Source organism: Tenacibaculum sp. M341 (genome assembly GCF_004337695.1).
Classification (GTDB): Bacteria; Bacteroidota; Bacteroidia; order Flavobacteriales; family Flavobacteriaceae; genus Polaribacter.
Window position 1 is genome coordinate 230633 of record NZ_SJXJ01000006.1, and the last position, 16419, is coordinate 247051.

At 32.9% G+C, this 16419-nt stretch carries 13 protein-coding genes and 1 pseudogene; 12 read left to right on the plus strand and 2 right to left on the minus strand.

The genetic code is table 11. The annotated features are described in order from the left end of the window. The first annotated feature begins 205 nt into the window (after nucleotides 1-205). From EYW44_RS08905 to EYW44_RS08925, 5 genes are all read left to right on the plus strand, one after another. Nucleotides 206-1006, plus strand: coding sequence for a S24 family peptidase (locus tag EYW44_RS08905; RefSeq protein WP_132723320.1), 801 nt, complete (start codon nucleotides 206-208; stop codon nucleotides 1004-1006). Nucleotides 1007-1168: 162 nt separating this feature from the next. Then, the gene (locus EYW44_RS08910) at nucleotides 1169-2329 is read left to right on the plus strand and encodes a hypothetical protein (RefSeq protein WP_132723321.1); all 1161 of its coding nucleotides are present in this window, start codon (nucleotides 1169-1171) and stop codon (nucleotides 2327-2329) included. A gap of 297 nt (nucleotides 2330-2626) precedes the next feature. Next, nucleotides 2627-3289 (plus strand): succinate dehydrogenase cytochrome b subunit, encoded by a 663-nt coding sequence (locus EYW44_RS08915; protein ID WP_132723322.1) that lies wholly within the window; start codon nucleotides 2627-2629, stop codon nucleotides 3287-3289. 12 nt (nucleotides 3290-3301) lie between these two features. Further along, nucleotides 3302-5317: a fumarate reductase/succinate dehydrogenase flavoprotein subunit gene (locus EYW44_RS08920; RefSeq protein WP_132723323.1), complete on the plus strand. Its 2016-nt coding sequence runs from the start codon at nucleotides 3302-3304 to the stop codon at nucleotides 5315-5317. 10 nt (nucleotides 5318-5327) lie between these two features. Continuing rightward, entirely contained in the window at nucleotides 5328-6074 is a 747-nt protein-coding gene (locus EYW44_RS08925; protein WP_132723324.1) for a succinate dehydrogenase/fumarate reductase iron-sulfur subunit, read from the plus strand. 283 nt (nucleotides 6075-6357) lie between these two features. On the opposite strand, the gene EYW44_RS08930 is transcribed toward EYW44_RS08925, so the two are convergent. After that, nucleotides 6358-7368, minus strand: a complete 1011-nt coding sequence (locus tag EYW44_RS08930; protein ID WP_132723325.1) for a glutamine synthetase beta-grasp domain-containing protein — start codon at nucleotides 7366-7368, stop codon at nucleotides 6358-6360. Nucleotides 7369-7544: 176 nt separating this feature from the next. On the opposite strand from EYW44_RS08930, the gene EYW44_RS08935 reads away from it, so the two are divergent. The 7 genes and pseudogenes from EYW44_RS08935 to radA all read left to right on the plus strand — a co-directional run bounded on the left by EYW44_RS08935 (nucleotide 7545) and on the right by radA (nucleotide 15229). Then, on the plus strand, nucleotides 7545-9728 hold the full coding sequence (locus tag EYW44_RS08935) for a glutamine synthetase III family protein (RefSeq protein WP_132723326.1): 2184 nt from the start codon (nucleotides 7545-7547) through the stop codon (nucleotides 9726-9728). A gap of 8 nt (nucleotides 9729-9736) precedes the next feature. After that, entirely contained in the window at nucleotides 9737-10228 is a 492-nt protein-coding gene (locus tag EYW44_RS08940; RefSeq protein ID WP_306766633.1) for a GNAT family N-acetyltransferase, read from the plus strand. A gap of 48 nt (nucleotides 10229-10276) precedes the next feature. Then, entirely contained in the window at nucleotides 10277-11455 is a 1179-nt protein-coding gene (locus EYW44_RS08945) for an AIR synthase related protein (protein WP_132723328.1), read from the plus strand. 177 nt (nucleotides 11456-11632) lie between these two features. Then, nucleotides 11633-11968, plus strand: a complete 336-nt coding sequence (locus EYW44_RS08950) for a helix-turn-helix domain-containing protein (protein WP_132723329.1) — start codon at nucleotides 11633-11635, stop codon at nucleotides 11966-11968. A gap of 5 nt (nucleotides 11969-11973) precedes the next feature. Beyond that, entirely contained in the window at nucleotides 11974-12996 is a 1023-nt protein-coding gene (locus EYW44_RS08955) for a DNA cytosine methyltransferase (RefSeq protein WP_132723330.1), read from the plus strand. Continuing rightward, nucleotides 12993-13836: pseudogene (locus EYW44_RS22460) on the plus strand (NgoPII family restriction endonuclease). The gene EYW44_RS08955 and the pseudogene EYW44_RS22460 overlap by 4 nt, the downstream one beginning before the upstream one ends. A gap of 31 nt (nucleotides 13837-13867) precedes the next feature. Next, nucleotides 13868-15229 (plus strand): DNA repair protein RadA, encoded by a 1362-nt coding sequence (gene radA, locus EYW44_RS08965; RefSeq protein ID WP_132723331.1) that lies wholly within the window; start codon nucleotides 13868-13870, stop codon nucleotides 15227-15229. Here the strand turns inward: radA and EYW44_RS08970 are convergent. Then, nucleotides 15226-16416, minus strand: a complete 1191-nt coding sequence (locus EYW44_RS08970; RefSeq protein WP_132723332.1) for a DUF1501 domain-containing protein — start codon at nucleotides 16414-16416, stop codon at nucleotides 15226-15228. The two genes, radA and EYW44_RS08970, sit on opposite strands and share 4 nt — an antisense overlap. Between the last annotated feature and the right edge of the window lie 3 nt (nucleotides 16417-16419).

Below are 16419 nucleotides of genomic sequence, written 5' to 3' on the forward strand. Positions count from 1 at the left end.
TGAATTAAATGTTGAGGTTTTAAAAAATTGAAATTCTTTCAAATAAAAACCTCTAAGGAGAGATTGCTAAAATTATACAAATGTTTGAATTTTGATGTTTTTTTGTATATTAGCGTTCAAATACATTACAAATATATAACTTTTTACAATATAAATCAAATAAATTACAGTTTTTTTTGTAAAAAGTTTTATCTAATTCAAACATATGGATATATCGGATAGAATTGCAGCTATTAGAGATAAGTTTAATTTAAACAACTTCTCTATGTCTAAAAAAATTGGTGTTACGGGTACAACAGTAGATAGTATTGTAAACGGTAGACCTCAATCTGATGGTTCGAGAAAAAAAACAAAACCGGGTTATGATGTGTTGACTTCTATTATTAATGAATTCAATATTAATCCAGATTATTTATTTGGTAAGAGTAGTATCATGTTGAGAGATTCTAACTTATATAACTCTAACTATACAGGTACTCCTCAAGTAGTTTCTACAGGTTCAGATGGTAATGAAAATGTGATTTTTGTTCCTACACAAGCCAGAGCTGGCTATTTAGATGGGTATGGAGATATTGAGTATATTGAAAAATTACCTACTTTTCACATGCCTAGATTAAGTAATGGATCGTTCCGTTGTTTTGAAGTTCAAGGGAATTCAATGGTTCGTACTTTTTTTGATGGAGATTTAGTTTTTGGTAAATATGTTGAAGATTTATATGATATTAAAGATGGGAGAGTATATGTGATTGTTAGTAAAAATGATGGAATTGTTTTAAAACGTGTTATTAATAGAATTGAAGAGCGAGGGAAATTAATTCTTAAAAGTGATAATAAAGATGGTAACTTTCCAACATATACAATTAATGCAGATGAGATAATGGAGGTTTGGTATGTTACCATGTATGCTTCTAAGCAAATGCCAGAGCCAGTTGATATTTATGATCGTTTACATGATTTAGAAAGTCAGTTAGTGGCGCTTCAAGAGCAAATCAATAACAAGAATTAACACATAAGTTGTAATATTTTTTTATAAAGCCTTTTAACAAAACATTTGTTAGAAGGTTTTTTGTTTTTAAGTGTTTTTCTCCTATTTAAAACAATTGTTTTCCTGTAAATAAGCAGATGAGGTGAGGTTAATTTTACAGTAATTAACTAAATTAAAACTAAAATGAAAATCAGATCAATTATTCAAAAATGTTTAATGCTACTAATTGCATTTATTACACTTTATTCTTGTAACCAGGTGAATACGTCTTCACCAGAAGTAGAAGTAGAGAATACTTCATTTGCTAAAAAAGTCTTTGCTAACTACGATGGATATGCAAGAACTGTTCAAAATTATCCGCTTGCTGGAGTTCTTGTGAAAAAAGGAGAAGAGGTAATTGCTAAAAGTAATAAAGAAGGTTATTTTGTTATTGAAGGAAAGTTAGGAAAAGGAGATGTGTTAACTTTTGAGCATCCTAAATTTGTATCAGTAACAAAAGTATTGAGCTTAGATTCAAAATTAATTATATGGATGAAAGAAAGAGGAGAAAGTGTTGTGTTTGATTCTAAAAGAGGTGGTGAGTTGAAATTAGAAAAAGGAGGTGGTTTAATAATTCCGCCAAATGCTTTTTCTTATAATGGAAGAGCTTACTTCGGGCCTGTTGAAATAACTGCTTCTTACATTGATGTAACAGATGAAGATGAGGTAAGAGCCGCGCCTGGAAGTTATGTTGCTTTTGATGCTAAACGTAATAATCTTGTTCCGTTGGCTTCTTTCGGAATGATTGAAGTGAATGCGGTTATTCCTAGGGAAAATATTCCATTAGAGTTGAGTGAAGGAAGTGCTATTCAAGCTAATTTTCCTGTTTTAAATAAAGAGACACCAGAGGTTGTTAATTTGTATGAGTTTGATACTGAAATTGGTTATTGGATTGAAGCTGGTGAGTTGATCAATATTCAGAATAATGTGTTGCAAGGAGAAATAACAACAGTTAACAGTTCTTGGAATGCTGATGAACCTTGTAGTGAAACACTGGTTTGTGTAAAAGTGAAAGTTTTATTTGCTAATGGTAATCCTGGTTGTGGAGTAGGGGCAACAGGAGTTACTTATGATGGTTTTGATGGAATACATTCTATTGGTCCTGATGATTATGTGGAGTTAATGGTATGTCCAGATAGTGTTTTTGAATTAGGAGCTTGCTGGATATTGTGTTGTGGACCTGGTGTGCCTTCTTCAGATCCATGTTGTAATAATCCTCAATACAGAACTACTATTGATATGTCTACTATAACTTTAGATCCATCAGGGTGTACTGATATTGGAACTTGGATTGTTCCGAACTAAAATATAAAAATATGCGGTGGAACGTAAGCGGGGATGTATCTTGTAAAAGTCATCCTCGTTTTTTTTGATAAATCTTCTTTTATAATTAACGATATTAATGGTGTTCTTTGTGTAAGATGAGTTATTCTCAAAAAAAACTCTTTTTCATAAGAAACCAAAAAACATATTTCATGTAAAATTGAAGAGTTTCTATTTATATCGATTCTAAATATAAAGTAAAACAAACTCTAATTCTTGTACAACTTGCCTATAGGTCTTAAATTTGCTAGCAATTATTCAATATCAATTATAAAAATAATGAGCGGATTATTAAAATCTTCTATAGGAAGAAAGTTTGCGATGGCTTTGTCGGCACTCTTTCTAATGGTTTTTTTACTACAACACTTTGTAATCAACATTTTATCGGTTTTTAGCCCTGAAGCTTTTAATGATGCTTCATATTTTATGGGTAACTTTTGGGCTGTTCAATACTTATTACAGCCAGTTTTAATGTTTGGTGTAGTTTTCCATTTTGTAATGGGATTTGTACTAGAAATTAAAAACAAAGGTGCTCGTGAAGTTAAGTATGCAAAAAATAATGGTGCGGCTAACTCTACTTGGATGAGTAGAAACATGATTTGGACTGGTTTAGCAATATTAGGTTTTGTAGTATTCCATTTAAATGATTTTTGGGTTCCTGAGATGGTTGAAAAATATATAGATGGAAAAAGTCAAGTTGGTAAAGATTTTTACACTCATGTAGTTCACATGTTTGAGAATCCTATCAGAGTAGGTGTGTACGTGCTTTCTTTTGTGTTTTTAGCATTACACTTATTACATGGTTTTAATTCTGCTTTTCAATCAGTAGGAGCAAATAATAAATATACTAAAGGATTGAAGACGTTTAGTAAAGTTTATGCAATTGGTATACCTGTAGGGTTTATCATCATTGCTTTATTTCACCATTTCAATCACCACTAATACAATTCAAGTATGGCAACTTTAGATTCAAAAACACCAAAAGGTCCAATTGCTGATAAATGGACCAATCATAAAAATAAAATCAACTTAGTGAACCCAGCAAACAAGCGTTTGATAGACGTGATTGTTGTTGGAACAGGTTTAGCAGGAGGTTCTGCTGCTGCAACTTTAGCTGAGTTAGGATATAATGTAAAAGCATTTTGTTTTCAAGATTCTCCACGTCGTGCGCACTCTATTGCAGCACAAGGGGGAATTAATGCAGCAAAAAACTATCAAGGAGACGGAGATTCTACTTACAGATTATTTTACGATACTGTAAAAGGAGGAGATTACCGTTCTCGTGAGGCTAACGTATATCGTTTAGCTGAAGTATCTGCTAATATTATCGACCAATGTGTGGCTCAAGGAGTTCCTTTCGCACGTGATTATGGTGGATTATTAGATAACCGTTCTTTTGGAGGGGTACTTGTATCAAGAACTTTTTACGCAAAAGGACAAACAGGACAACAATTATTATTAGGAGCATATTCTGCAATGAACCGTCAAATCGGTCGTGGAAAAATCAAAATGTACAACCGTCACGAAATGTTAGATGTTGTAATCGTTGATGGAAAAGCTCGTGGTATTATTGCTCGTAATTTAGTTACTGGAGAAATTGAGCGTCATTCTGCTCATGCTGTTGTATTAGGAACTGGAGGTTACGGTAACGTATTCTTCTTATCAACTAACGCAATGGGAAGTAACGTAACAGCTGCATGGAGAGCTCACAAAAAAGGAGCTTACTTTGCAAACCCTTGTTACACGCAAATTCATCCAACTTGTATTCCTGTATCAGGAGATCATCAATCTAAATTAACGTTAATGTCTGAATCATTACGTAACGATGGTCGTATTTGGGTTCCAAAGAAAATGGAAGATGTAAAAGCAATTCGTGAAGGAAGTTTAAAGCCTACGCAAATTGCTGAAGAAAATAGAGATTATTACTTAGAGCGTCGTTACCCTGCATTTGGTAACTTAGTTCCACGTGATGTTGCATCTCGTGCTGCTAAAGAGCGTTGTGATGCTGGTTTCGGAGTTAACGCAACTGGTGAAGCTGTTTATTTAGATTTCGCTTCTGCTATTGAGCGTTACGGAAAAGAGCAAGCAACTATTAAAGGTTTAAATGTAAACGATGCTGCTTTAGTTAAAAAATTAGGTCAGGAAGTTGTAAAGAATAAGTATGGTAACTTATTCCAAATGTATGAGAAAATCGTTGATGAGAATCCTTATGAAACTCCAATGATGATTTATCCAGCGGTTCACTACACAATGGGTGGAGTTTGGGTAGATTACAACTTAATGACTACTGTTCCTGGATTATATGCAATTGGAGAAGCTAATTTCTCAGATCACGGAGCGAACCGTTTAGGTGCTTCTGCATTAATGCAAGGTTTAGCTGATGGTTACTTTGTATTACCATACACAATTGGTGATTATTTAGCAGATGATATTCGTACAGGTCCAATTTCTACTGAGACTCCTGAATTTGATGCAGCTGAAAAGAGTGTACGTGCTACAATAGACAAGTTTGTTAACAATAACGGAACAAAGTCGGTAGATTATTTCCACAAACGTTTAGGAAAAATTATGTGGAATAAAGTAGGAATGTCTCGTAACGAAAAAGGATTAAAGGAAGCAATTGAAGAGATTTCTGCTTTAAGAGCTGAATTTTATAAGGATGTAAGAGTGCCTGGTGGTGCAAATGAGTTTAATGAAGAATTAGCGAAAGCTGGTCGTGTGGCTGACTTCTTAGAATTAGGAGAGTTATTTGCTAAAGATGCATTAAATAGAACAGAATCTTGTGGAGGTCACTTCCGTGAAGAGTCTGTTGAATTAGATGGTCCTCAAAAAGGAGAAGCATTACGTAACGATAAAGAGTTTGCTTATGTGTCTGCTTGGGAGTACAAAGGTGAACCAAAAGATGCTGTTTTACACAAAGAGGAATTAGAGTTTAACGATATTGAATTAAAGCAACGTTCATACAAATAAGGAAAGAATTATGAATTTAACGTTAAAAATTTGGCGTCAAAAAGGCGCAAGCGATAAAGGAAAAATGGTTGATTACAAAATCAACGATGTATCGCCAGATATGTCTTTCCTTGAAATGTTAGATGTTTTAAATACACAGTTAATTGAAAGTGGTGATGAGCCAGTAGCTTTTGATCATGACTGTCGTGAGGGAATCTGTGGTATGTGTTCTTTATACATTAACGGAGAAGCACACGGACCAGATAGAGGAGTAACTACGTGTCAGTTACACATGCGTAAGTTTAAAGATGGTGATACTATTTTTATAGAGCCATTTAGAGCTAAAGCTTTCCCAGTAATTAAAGATTTAGTAGTAGATAGATCTGCTTTTGATAGAGTACAACATGCAGGAGGATTTATTTCTGTAAATACTTCAGGTAATACTCAAGATGCAAATGCAATTCCTGTAAACAAAGAGAATGCTGATAAGGCTTTTGATGCAGCAACTTGTATTGGTTGTGGTGCATGTGTTGCAACTTGTAAAAATTCGTCTGCAATGTTATATGTGTCTGCAAAAGTTTCTCAGTTTGCTTTATTACCACAAGGTCAAGTAGAGGCTACTGATCGTGTATTAAACATGGTAAAGCAAATGGATGAAGAAGGATTCGGTAACTGTACAAACACAGGAGCTTGTGAAGTAGAGTGTCCAAAAGGAATTTCTTTAGAAAACATTGCACGTATGAATACTGAATTCTTAAAAGCTAGCTTTAAAGGATAGTATTTAATACTTAATAATATATAAACAGGTTTAAAATTCGTTTTTAAGCCTGTTTTTTTTGTTAGTTTATAGAATGTTTTTTTGTTTATATCTGTTCTATAATGAGTTTTAGGGGGGTGTGATGATATAAGGTTTCTTAGATTGAATTTTTAAAAGCTCTTAAAACTAAGTTTTGGGTATAAAAAAACCTGTTTTCAAAATAGAAAACAGGTTTACGTTCAAATGTAAATATATTTATCGCTGAGCGATAGAATAAGGCTTAAGGGTTTTTAATTTTAGCCTTTTAGATCTTTGCGCTCTTTACAGTTTCGATAATTCTCCCTGCAACTTTGTATGGATCTGCGTTAGAAGCTGGTCTTCTATCTTCTAACCAACCTTTCCATCCTTTTTCTACAGTAATAATAGGAATACGAATAGAAGCTCCACGGTCAGAAATACCATAACTAAAGTCGTTAATTGAAGCAGTTTCGTGTAAACCAGTTAAACGTTGTTCGTTATATTCTCCGTAAACAGCAATATGTTCTTTAGTTACAGGTCTGAATGCTTCACAAACTTTTTCGTAAGTTTCTTGACTACCACATGTTCTTAATAATGTGTTAGAGAAGTTAGCATGCATACCAGAACCATTCCAGTCTCCTTTTACAGGTTTTGGGTGGTACTCAATATAATAACCAAACTTTTCAGTTAAACGGTCAAGTAAATAACGAGCAATCCAAATTTCATCACCAGCTTTTTTAGCTCCTTTAGCAAATAATTGGAATTCCCATTGTCCAGAAGCAACCTCTTGATTGATTCCCTCAAAGTTTAAACCAGCAGCAATACACAAATCAGCATGCTCTTCTACGAAATCTCTACCATGAGTGTTTTTTCCACCAACAGAACAGTAATACATTCCTTGAGGTCCAGGATATCCACCAATTGGGAAACCTAATGGTAATTGAGTGTGTGTATCCATAATGAAGTACTCTTGCTCAAAACCAAACCAGAAATCGTTATCATCATCATCAATAGAAGCTCTACCGTTAGTTGGGTGAGGTGTACCATCAGCATTTAAAACTTCAGTCATTACTAAATAACCATTTTCACGAGCAGGATCTGGATAAATAGCTACAGGTTTTAATAAACAATCAGAATCACCACCTTCAGCTTGTTTCGTTGAAGATCCATCGAAAGACCAAATTGGGCAATCTTCTAATTTACCACTAAAGTCTTCTACAACTTTAGTTTTACTTCTCATGTTTTGAGTAGGAAAGTATCCATCTAACCAAATATACTCTAATTTAAATCTAGCCATGATATTTTTTTTAAATGCTGTTTTTGAGTTTTAATGATACAAAAATCAATATTTTTTTAATTACCCCCAAATTTTATGGGGTAAAAATTATAATTATTAATATTTATTTAATCTGACCCCTATTTTTTTGGGGGTCGCTGTGTTTTAATTATTATTTTTGGAAAAAATTTGAAGAAATGTCAGCAATAAGATTCAATGCACTGCAAGAAACATTAAATAGAACTCCGCGTCCTATAGAAGATACAGTTAGAAGATCGGAGTTATTTGCACAAAATGTTTTCAATAAGCAAACAATGCTTCAGTATATGACAAGAGAAGCTTATGATAGTGTAATGAATGCTATTGAATTTGGAACGAAGATAGATCGAAAAATAGCAGATCAGATTGCGGTTAGTATGAAAGACTGGGCGTTATCTAAAGGGGCTACACATTATACACATTGGTTTCAGCCATTAACAGGAGCTACAGCTGAAAAACATGATGCTTTTTTTGAAGTTACAGAAGAAGGATATGTTATTGAGCGCTTTGATGGAGGGCAATTAGTTCAGCAAGAACCAGATGCTTCTTCATTTCCAAATGGAGGAATTAGAAATACATTTGAAGCAAGAGGTTATACTGCTTGGGATCCAACGTCACCAGCATTTATATATGGTACAACATTGTGTATTCCTACTGTTTTTGTTGCTTACACAGGAGAAGCATTAGATAATAAAGCACCTTTATTAAGGGCTTTGCAAGCAATTGATGATGCCGCTACTGATGTTTGTAAATATTTTGATAAGAATGTTACCAAGGTAAATGCAACTTTAGGTTGGGAGCAAGAATATTTTTTAATAGATAAAGCACTAGCAGCATCTCGTCCTGATATTATGATGACGGGTAGAACTCTGTTAGGGCATTCTTCGGCGAAAGGTCAGCAGTTAGATGATCATTACTTTGGGTCGATTCCTACGAGGATTTTAAATTTTATGCGAGATTTAGAGCAAGAGTCTATTTTGCTAGGTATTCCTGTAAAAACTAGGCATAATGAAGTTGCTCCAAATCAATTTGAGTTGGCTCCTATTTTTGAAGAAGCAAATTTAGCTGTTGATCATAATTCATTGTTAATGGATTTAATGGAGAAGGTGGCGCAAAGACATCAGTTTAAAGTATTGTTTCATGAAAAGCCATTTAAAGGAATCAACGGATCTGGTAAACATAATAACTGGAGTTTGTCAACAAACACGGGGGTAAACTTGTTGAGTCCTGGGAAAACTCCTATGAAGAATCTTCAGTTTTTAACCTTTTTTGTAAATACTATAAAAGCAGTATGCGAATATGAGGAGTTAATTAGGGCTTCAGTAGCAAGCGCAAGTAATGATCATAGATTAGGAGCTAATGAAGCTCCCCCAGCTGTGATTTCTGTTTTTATAGGAACGCAACTTTCACAAGTTTTAGATGAATTAGAAAACGTTACAAAAGGGAAGTTGTCTCCTAAAGAGAAAACAGATTTGAAATTAAATATTGTAGGTAAAATTCCAGAAATTTTATTAGATAACACTGATAGAAATAGAACTTCTCCTTTTGCTTTTACAGGGAATAAATTTGAATTAAGAGCGGTAGGTTCTTGGTCTAATTGTGCCGGACCAATGACTGTTTTGAATACAATTATAGCAAAACAGTTAAAAGATTTTAAACAAGAGGTTGATGTTTTAGTTGAAACAAAGAAGCTAAAAAAGGATGAGGCTATTTTTAATGTATTGAGAGAGTATATTAAAGAGTCTAAAAAAATCCGTTTTGAAGGAGATGGTCATGGAGAAGCATGGGAGAAAGAAGCTGATAAAAGAGGGTTAAGCAATAATAAAACAACACCAGAAGCTTTAAAAGCTAAAATTTCTAAAAAAACGATTGCGTTATTTGAAGAAATGGAAGTAATGAATAAAGTTGAGGTAGAGGCAAGGCATGAGATAGAATTAGAAGAATATACTAAGCGTATTCAAATTGAAAGCAGGGTATTAGGAGATATTTCAAGAAATCATGTAATACCAACCGCCATTCAATATCAGAATACATTAATAGAAAATGTAAAAGGGTTAAAAGAAATTTTCACTAATGATTTTGAGCAGTATGCTACAGAGCAACTCGATTTAATCAAAAGAATTTCAAATCATATCTCTGAAATAAATTCTAAGATTGAGAAAATGACGAATGAGCGCAAAAGTGCAAATAAGTTAAATGGTCAAAAGAATGCAGATGCATATTGTTACAAAGTAAAACCTTTCTTTGAAGAAATACGTTATCATGTAGATAAGTTGGAGTTATTGGTAGATGATAATTTATGGCCTTTAACTAAATATAGAGAACTATTGTTTGCAAAATAATAGCTATGATGGTTGTAGCATTAGAAAATAAACATTGGATTGAGGTTGCAGAAATTTACAAAGAAGGTATCGCAACCAATAATGCTACATTCAGAAAAGAAGTACCAAGTTGGAATGAATGGAGTTCTAAATGTCATCAACATTCTAGGTTTGTGGTATTAGATAATGAGAATACTGTGATTGGATGGGCTGCTTTAGCTCCAGTTTCTAATAGATATGAGTATAGAGGAGTTGCTGAAGTGAGTGTATATGTGAAATTATCATCAGCAGGAAAAAGAATTGGAAGTAAGTTAATGGAGAAAATAATAGAATCTTCCGAAGAAAATCATATTTGGTCTTTATACTCAAGTTTATTTCCAGAAAACATAGGAAGCGTTAAATTACACGAGAAATATGGTTTTAGATGTATTGGTTTTCGTGAGAAAATAGCACAACTTAATGGAGTTTGGAGAGATACTGTTTTATATGAAAGAAGGAGTAAAAAGTATGAATTACTTTGATAGTCTAGTGTTTTAAAGTAATTTTGCAGTCAACAACAACACAACAAGATGAGTAACGAAGTGTCTAAGCGTTATGCGCAAAGAGGAGTGTCGGCATCTAAAGAAGATGTACACAATGCAATAAAGAATATTGATAAAGGTTTGTTTCCTAAAGCCTTTTGTAAAATTGTTCCTGATTATTTAACTAATGATGAAGATTACTGTTTAATAATGCATGCGGATGGTGCAGGAACAAAATCATCTTTAGCATATATGTATTGGAAAGAAACAGGTGATGTGTCTGTTTGGAAAGGAATTGCACAAGACGCTTTAATCATGAATATTGATGATTTGCTATGTGTAGGTGCTACAGATAATATTATGCTTTCATCTACTATTGGTAGAAATAAAAACTTAATTCCAGGAGAAGTTTTATCGGCTATTATAAATGGTACTGAAGAATTGTTAGAAGACTTAAAGAAGTTTGGTGTAACCATTCATTCTACCGGAGGTGAAACTGCAGATGTTGGTGATTTAGTTCGTACGATAATTGTAGACTCTACAGTTACTGCACGTATGAAAAGAAAGGATGTAATTGACAATGCAAACATTAAAGCTGGTGATGTTATTGTGGGATTAGAATCTTTCGGACAAGCATCTTATGAAACAGCATATAATGGAGGAATGGGGAGTAATGGATTAACATCTGCTCGTCATGATGTTTTCAATAATTACTTAGCTGAAAAATATCCAGAAAGTTTTGATGCTTCTGTGCCAGCTGATTTAGTGTATTCAGGAAATGTAAAGTTGACAGATAGTGTTGAAAATTCTCCCATTGATGCAGGTAAATTAGTGTTATCTCCAACAAGAACATATGCGCCAATTATCAAAGAAATTTTATCAAAGTACAATTCAGATGATGTGCATGGAATGATTCATTGTTCTGGAGGTGCGCAAACAAAAATTTTACATTTTGTAGATAATTTACATATTGTAAAAGATAATATGTTTGAAATTCCACCATTATTTAAATTGATTCAAGAGCAATCAAAAACTGATTGGAAAGAAATGTACCAAGTATTTAATTGTGGTCATAGAATGGAATTATATGTTTCACCAGAGGTTGCAGAAGATATTATTTCAATTTCAAAATCATTTAATGTAGCTGCAAAAATAATTGGTAAGGTAGAAGCTTCTGATACTAAAAAGTTAACTATTAAAAGTGAGTACGGAGTTTTCGAATACTAAAATTTAGAAAATATACTTTATAAGAAGCAGTCTACTTGAAATAAGTAGGCTGTTTTTATTTTAATTCGTTTGTTGTTTTTTCTAAAAGAATGAAGTAGGTTTTTCTCTAAAATATGTTTACAACTTATGTATTCTAAGGTTGATTTCATAATTTTAAAGTGATAATTTTGTCAAAAAATGACAACTCTTATGCGTGTAACTTTTGGAGAGTATATCCGACTTTTACGTAAAGAAAATAAACTTACTTTAATTCAGTTGGCTTCTAAGTTAAATTTAGATTCAGCTAATTTAAGTAAGATAGAAAACGGAAAGCGTGATTTTGACGAAAGACGCTTACCTATTTTGGCAAATGTATTTAGTTTAGATGTTGCCGAGGTAAGAAATGAGTATGTAACTGATAGAATTGGAAAGTATATTTACGAAACAAACTGTACAAAACAATTGTTAAAAGTTGCAGAAGAAAAAGCAGCATATAGAAGAACACTTGATAAATCACATAAAAAAGAGATATAAGAAGTATGAATGTAGTATCGTTTTTTGCTGGAGCAGGAGGACTTGATTTAGGGTTTGAAAAGGCAGGTTTTAATGTGATTTGGGCAAATGAGTTTGACAAAGAAATTTGGAAAACTTATGAAATGAATCATCCGAATACAATATTAGATAGAAGAAGCATTGTAAATGTACCAGCAGATGAAGTTCCAGATTGTGATGGAATTATTGGTGGACCTCCTTGCCAAAGCTGGAGTGAAGCTGGTGCCGCAAGAGGAATTAAAGATAAAAGAGGACAGCTGTTTTACGATTTTATTAGAATTTTAGAAGCAAAACAACCAAAGTTCTTTTTAGCAGAGAATGTAAGTGGTATGCTTATTAATAAACACAGTGAAGCTTTAGAAGGAATTAAAGAGCTTTTTAGAAATGCAGGTGTTGGTTATGAACTTTCGTTCCAAATGTTAAATGCTTCTGATTATAATGTGCCTCAAGATAGGAAAAGGGTGTTTTTTATAGGGATTAGAAAAGATCTGAATTTTACATATCAATTTCCGACAGAAACTTTTCCTAAAATAACATTAGAAACGGCTATTTCAGATTTAAAAGAAGGAGTTTTACCAGCTTTAGAATTCAATAAAACAAACGGTAATGATTGTGTAATTCCGAATCATGAGTATATGACAGGAAGTTTTTCTTCAATTTACATGTCGAGAAACCGTGTTAGAAGTTGGGATCAACAGTCTTTTACTATTCAAGCAGGTGGTAGACATGCACCTATTCATCCGCAGGCACCTAAAATGGAGTTAGTAGAAAAAAATAAAAGAATTTTTGTGCCAGGAAAAGAACATTTATACAGGAGACTAAGTGTTAGGGAATGTGCAAGAATTCAAACTTTTCCTAATGATTTTATTTTCCATTACGAAAAAATAGCTGCGGGCTATAAAATGATAGGTAATGCCGTGCCAGTTAATTTAGCAAAGTTTTTAGCTGAAAGTATTATGGAGCAAATAAATGCAAACAAAGTTTCAGCCAAAAGAGCTATTGCAGTATGACCAATATTTTAGAAGCAATATGCAATATTGTACAGCAAAAGAATTTTGAGATAAGAGCAATTTATGCTGGAAGAAATAGAGTTAACGGAATGGGAGACGCACTTGAGAGTTATATAAAAGATGCGTTTGCCGGAACTTTTAGCATAACTGATGAGTTGGAGAAAATGAAAATTTTTACAGAGAAATTTTCGTGGCTTGGTTCTCAAAATAATCCTCCAGATATCATGATAAAAGGAGGAGATGCTATTGAGGTTAAAAAAACACAAAGCGCCAATTCTAGTCTAGCTTTAAATAGTAGCTATCCGAAAACAGATGTAAGACATACAAGTCCAATGATAACCAAAGAATGTAGAGAATGTGAAGATTGGAAAGTAAAAGACTTAATTTATTGCGTTGGGCACACTACAGATACTAGTTTAAAATCGTTATGGATGGTATATGGGAATTCTTATGCGGCAAACCATGAAACGTATCAAAGAATCAAAACAACAATCTCAGAAGGTATAAAAACAATTCCAGATGTTGTTTTTTCTGAAACAAAAGAACTAGGAAGAGTAAATCAAGTAGATCCTTTAGGAATAACAAATCTTAGAATTCGAGGAATGTGGCAAATTGAAAACCCTAGAAAGGTTTTTAAATATTTACATGAACCTAACAGGAAAAGAGTTTGAGTTGGTTTGTATTATTCCTACAGAAAAGTATCATAGTTTTCCGAAAGAAAGTATCGCAAAAATCGAAGCGATTAACGAAGATGGTTTTTCAATGGAAGAGAAACCAATAAAAGATCCTAATAATTCAGCTAAATTAATTGATTGCAAGCTGATAAAGTTTTGCATTTAAAAATTAATAAACACCAATTTTACCTTTAGATATGGCTAAAACCAAAACAACTTTTTTTTGTCAGAATTGTGGTACACAGCATGCACAATGGACAGGGCAATGTAATGTGTGTAAACAATGGAATACAATTGTAGAAGAAGTAATTCAGAAAGAAGAAAAGAGAAATTGGAAAACACCGTCAAATACCGAGAAAAAAGTATCTAGACCTTTAAGAGTTCAAGAAATAGAATTTAATGCAGAGGAACGAGTTGTAACCAGAAATAAAGAGTTAGATAATGTTTTAGGAGGTGGATTGGTAAAAGGTTCTGTTGTGTTGTTAGGAGGAGAACCAGGTGTAGGTAAATCAACCTTATTATTGCAAGTTGCTTTGCAAATTACTCAAAAGGTATTATATGTTTCTGGTGAAGAGAGTCAATCTCAAATTAAAATGAGAGCAGAACGTTTAGATAATGCAAATTCAGATTGTTTGATTTTGACAGAAACGAATACGCAACGCATTTTTAAAAGTATAGAGGAAGTTCAGCCAGATGTTTTAGTAATTGATTCTATTCAAACTTTACATACAAATTCTATTGAAGCTTCGCCTGGAAGTATTTCTCAGATTAGAGAAACGTCTGCTGAGTTGATAAAATTTGCAAAAGAAACCAGTACTCCTGTTTTACTGATTGGTCATATAAACAAAGAAGGGCATATTGCTGGACCAAAGATTTTAGAACATATGGTAGATGTGGTGTTACAGTTTGAAGGAGATAGAAATCATACCTATAGAATTTTACGTGCACAGAAAAACAGATTTGGTTCTACAGCCGAGTTAGGTATTTACGAAATGTTATCTGATGGGTTGCGAGAAGTTACCAATCCTTCAGAAATTTTAATATCAAAAAAAGATACAGATTTAAGTGGAACAGCCATTGCATCTACTTTAGAAGGAGTTCGTCCTTTAATGATTGAAATTCAGGCATTGGTTAGTACTGCAGTTTATGGTACACCACAACGTTCTACAACTGGATATAATCTGAAACGATTAAATATGATTTTAGCAGTTTTAGAGAAGCGAGCAGGTTTTAAGTTAGGTGCAAAAGATGTGTTTTTAAATATTACTGGAGGTATAAATATTGATGATCCAGCAATTGATTTAGCGGTGGTTGCGGCTATTTTATCATCAAATCAAGATATGGCAATTAATCCGAATGTATGTTTTGCAGCAGAGGTTGGTTTGGCAGGAGAGATTCGTCCAGTATCAAAAATAGATCAGCGAATTGTAGAAGCTGAAAAGTTAGGGTATAAAACATTTGTAACGTCTAAATACAATAAAATAACCTCTAAGAATCATTCCATACGAGTGTTGCTTGTTGGTAAAATAGAAGAGGCTTTTGCTACTTTGTTCGCTTAAATAAAGTTTAATGTTGAAAATTGATTGTTGAGAATTTTAGCATTGTCTATTTGTAGCCACTTGTCTAAAATGGTTGCATATACTTCTCTAAAATCAATTGTAAATTTTAAATCACCATTACTATCTAAGTTTTGTAAGTTAGGTAGCGGATTGTATAAGCCTGCTTTTTTTAAGTTTTTTCCAATAATAAAAACATTATTAGCGGTTCCATGATCTGTACCTCTAGAACCATTTTGTTTTACGCGTCTACCGAATTCAGAAAACGTAAAAATCAAAGTATCGTCTAAAGCGTTATTGTTTTGTAAATCGTTTACAAAAACATTCATGCTTTCAGCATATGTTTCTAGTAATTTAGCTTGCCTGTTTTGTTGATTCGCATGTGTATCAAAACCACTTAAAGCAGCGTAATATACCTCAGTTTCTAGTCCAGAAGTGATGAATTCAGAAATGGTTTTTAATTGTTTACCAAAAATGTTTTTTGGATAATTAGCCTTTGATGAAGTTGTTTTACTTTTTTCATAAATATAATTAGCAGACGATCTAGCATTTATCATTGTATTGTATAGATAACCTAAATTATGCTCATCTAAATGAGTGTTTTTGGCTTGTAGTAATTTATCGAAAAAAGGTTGTTTTAATAATTTATAAAAAAGATTAGGGTTTGTAATTGCTAAACCATTTTGAGATTCTCCTTTTAACATTAATGAAAGACTTTCATCAACTTCAATAGCTTTGTATGATTGTGCTTTATTAATATCTAAATATCTTCCAATCCATCCTGTTTGTAAAAATTCATCACTATTACTAGCGGTTTGCCAAATGTCGGTTGATCTAAAATGAGAGCGATTCGGATTTGGATATCCTACATTGTTTATGATACTAAGATAGCCTTTGTCATAAAGATTTTTTAATGGTTTTAAACTAGGGTGAAAACCAACTTCGTCGTTTAAATTAAGTAGTTCGTTTTTCGATATCGCTATTTGTTGTCTATTTTGATAATATAAATCGTTTCTAAAAGAAACAACAGTGTTTAAACCATCATTTCCTCCTTTTAACTGAATAATGATTAGTTTTTTACCGTTAAAACCTTTGATGCTGTTTGTTTCTAATGCTTTTAAAAATTGAGGGGCTAAAAACATTCCTCCAGTGGCAAGTGATGTTCTTTTTATAAAATTTCTTCTTTTCATCTT

Coding starts and splice junctions, on each gene's coding strand:
- EYW44_RS08905 (WP_132723320.1), top strand. CDS start 206: ATGGATATATCGGATAGAATTGCAGCTATTAGAGATAAGTTTAATTTA.
- EYW44_RS08910 (WP_132723321.1), top strand. CDS start 1,169: ATGAAAATCAGATCAATTATTCAAAAATGTTTAATGCTACTAATTGCA.
- EYW44_RS08915 (WP_132723322.1), top strand. CDS start 2,627: ATGAGCGGATTATTAAAATCTTCTATAGGAAGAAAGTTTGCGATGGCT.
- EYW44_RS08920 (WP_132723323.1), top strand. CDS start 3,302: ATGGCAACTTTAGATTCAAAAACACCAAAAGGTCCAATTGCTGATAAA.
- EYW44_RS08925 (WP_132723324.1), top strand. CDS start 5,328: ATGAATTTAACGTTAAAAATTTGGCGTCAAAAAGGCGCAAGCGATAAA.
- EYW44_RS08930 (WP_132723325.1), bottom strand. CDS start 7,368: ATGGCTAGATTTAAATTAGAGTATATTTGGTTAGATGGATACTTTCCT.
- EYW44_RS08935 (WP_132723326.1), top strand. CDS start 7,545: ATGTCAGCAATAAGATTCAATGCACTGCAAGAAACATTAAATAGAACT.
- EYW44_RS08940 (WP_306766633.1), top strand. CDS start 9,737: ATGGTTGTAGCATTAGAAAATAAACATTGGATTGAGGTTGCAGAAATT.
- EYW44_RS08945 (WP_132723328.1), top strand. CDS start 10,277: ATGAGTAACGAAGTGTCTAAGCGTTATGCGCAAAGAGGAGTGTCGGCA.
- EYW44_RS08950 (WP_132723329.1), top strand. CDS start 11,633: ATGACAACTCTTATGCGTGTAACTTTTGGAGAGTATATCCGACTTTTA.
- EYW44_RS08955 (WP_132723330.1), top strand. CDS start 11,974: ATGAATGTAGTATCGTTTTTTGCTGGAGCAGGAGGACTTGATTTAGGG.
- radA (WP_132723331.1), top strand. CDS start 13,868: ATGGCTAAAACCAAAACAACTTTTTTTTGTCAGAATTGTGGTACACAG.
- EYW44_RS08970 (WP_132723332.1), bottom strand. CDS start 16,416: ATGAAAAGAAGAAATTTTATAAAAAGAACATCACTTGCCACTGGAGGA.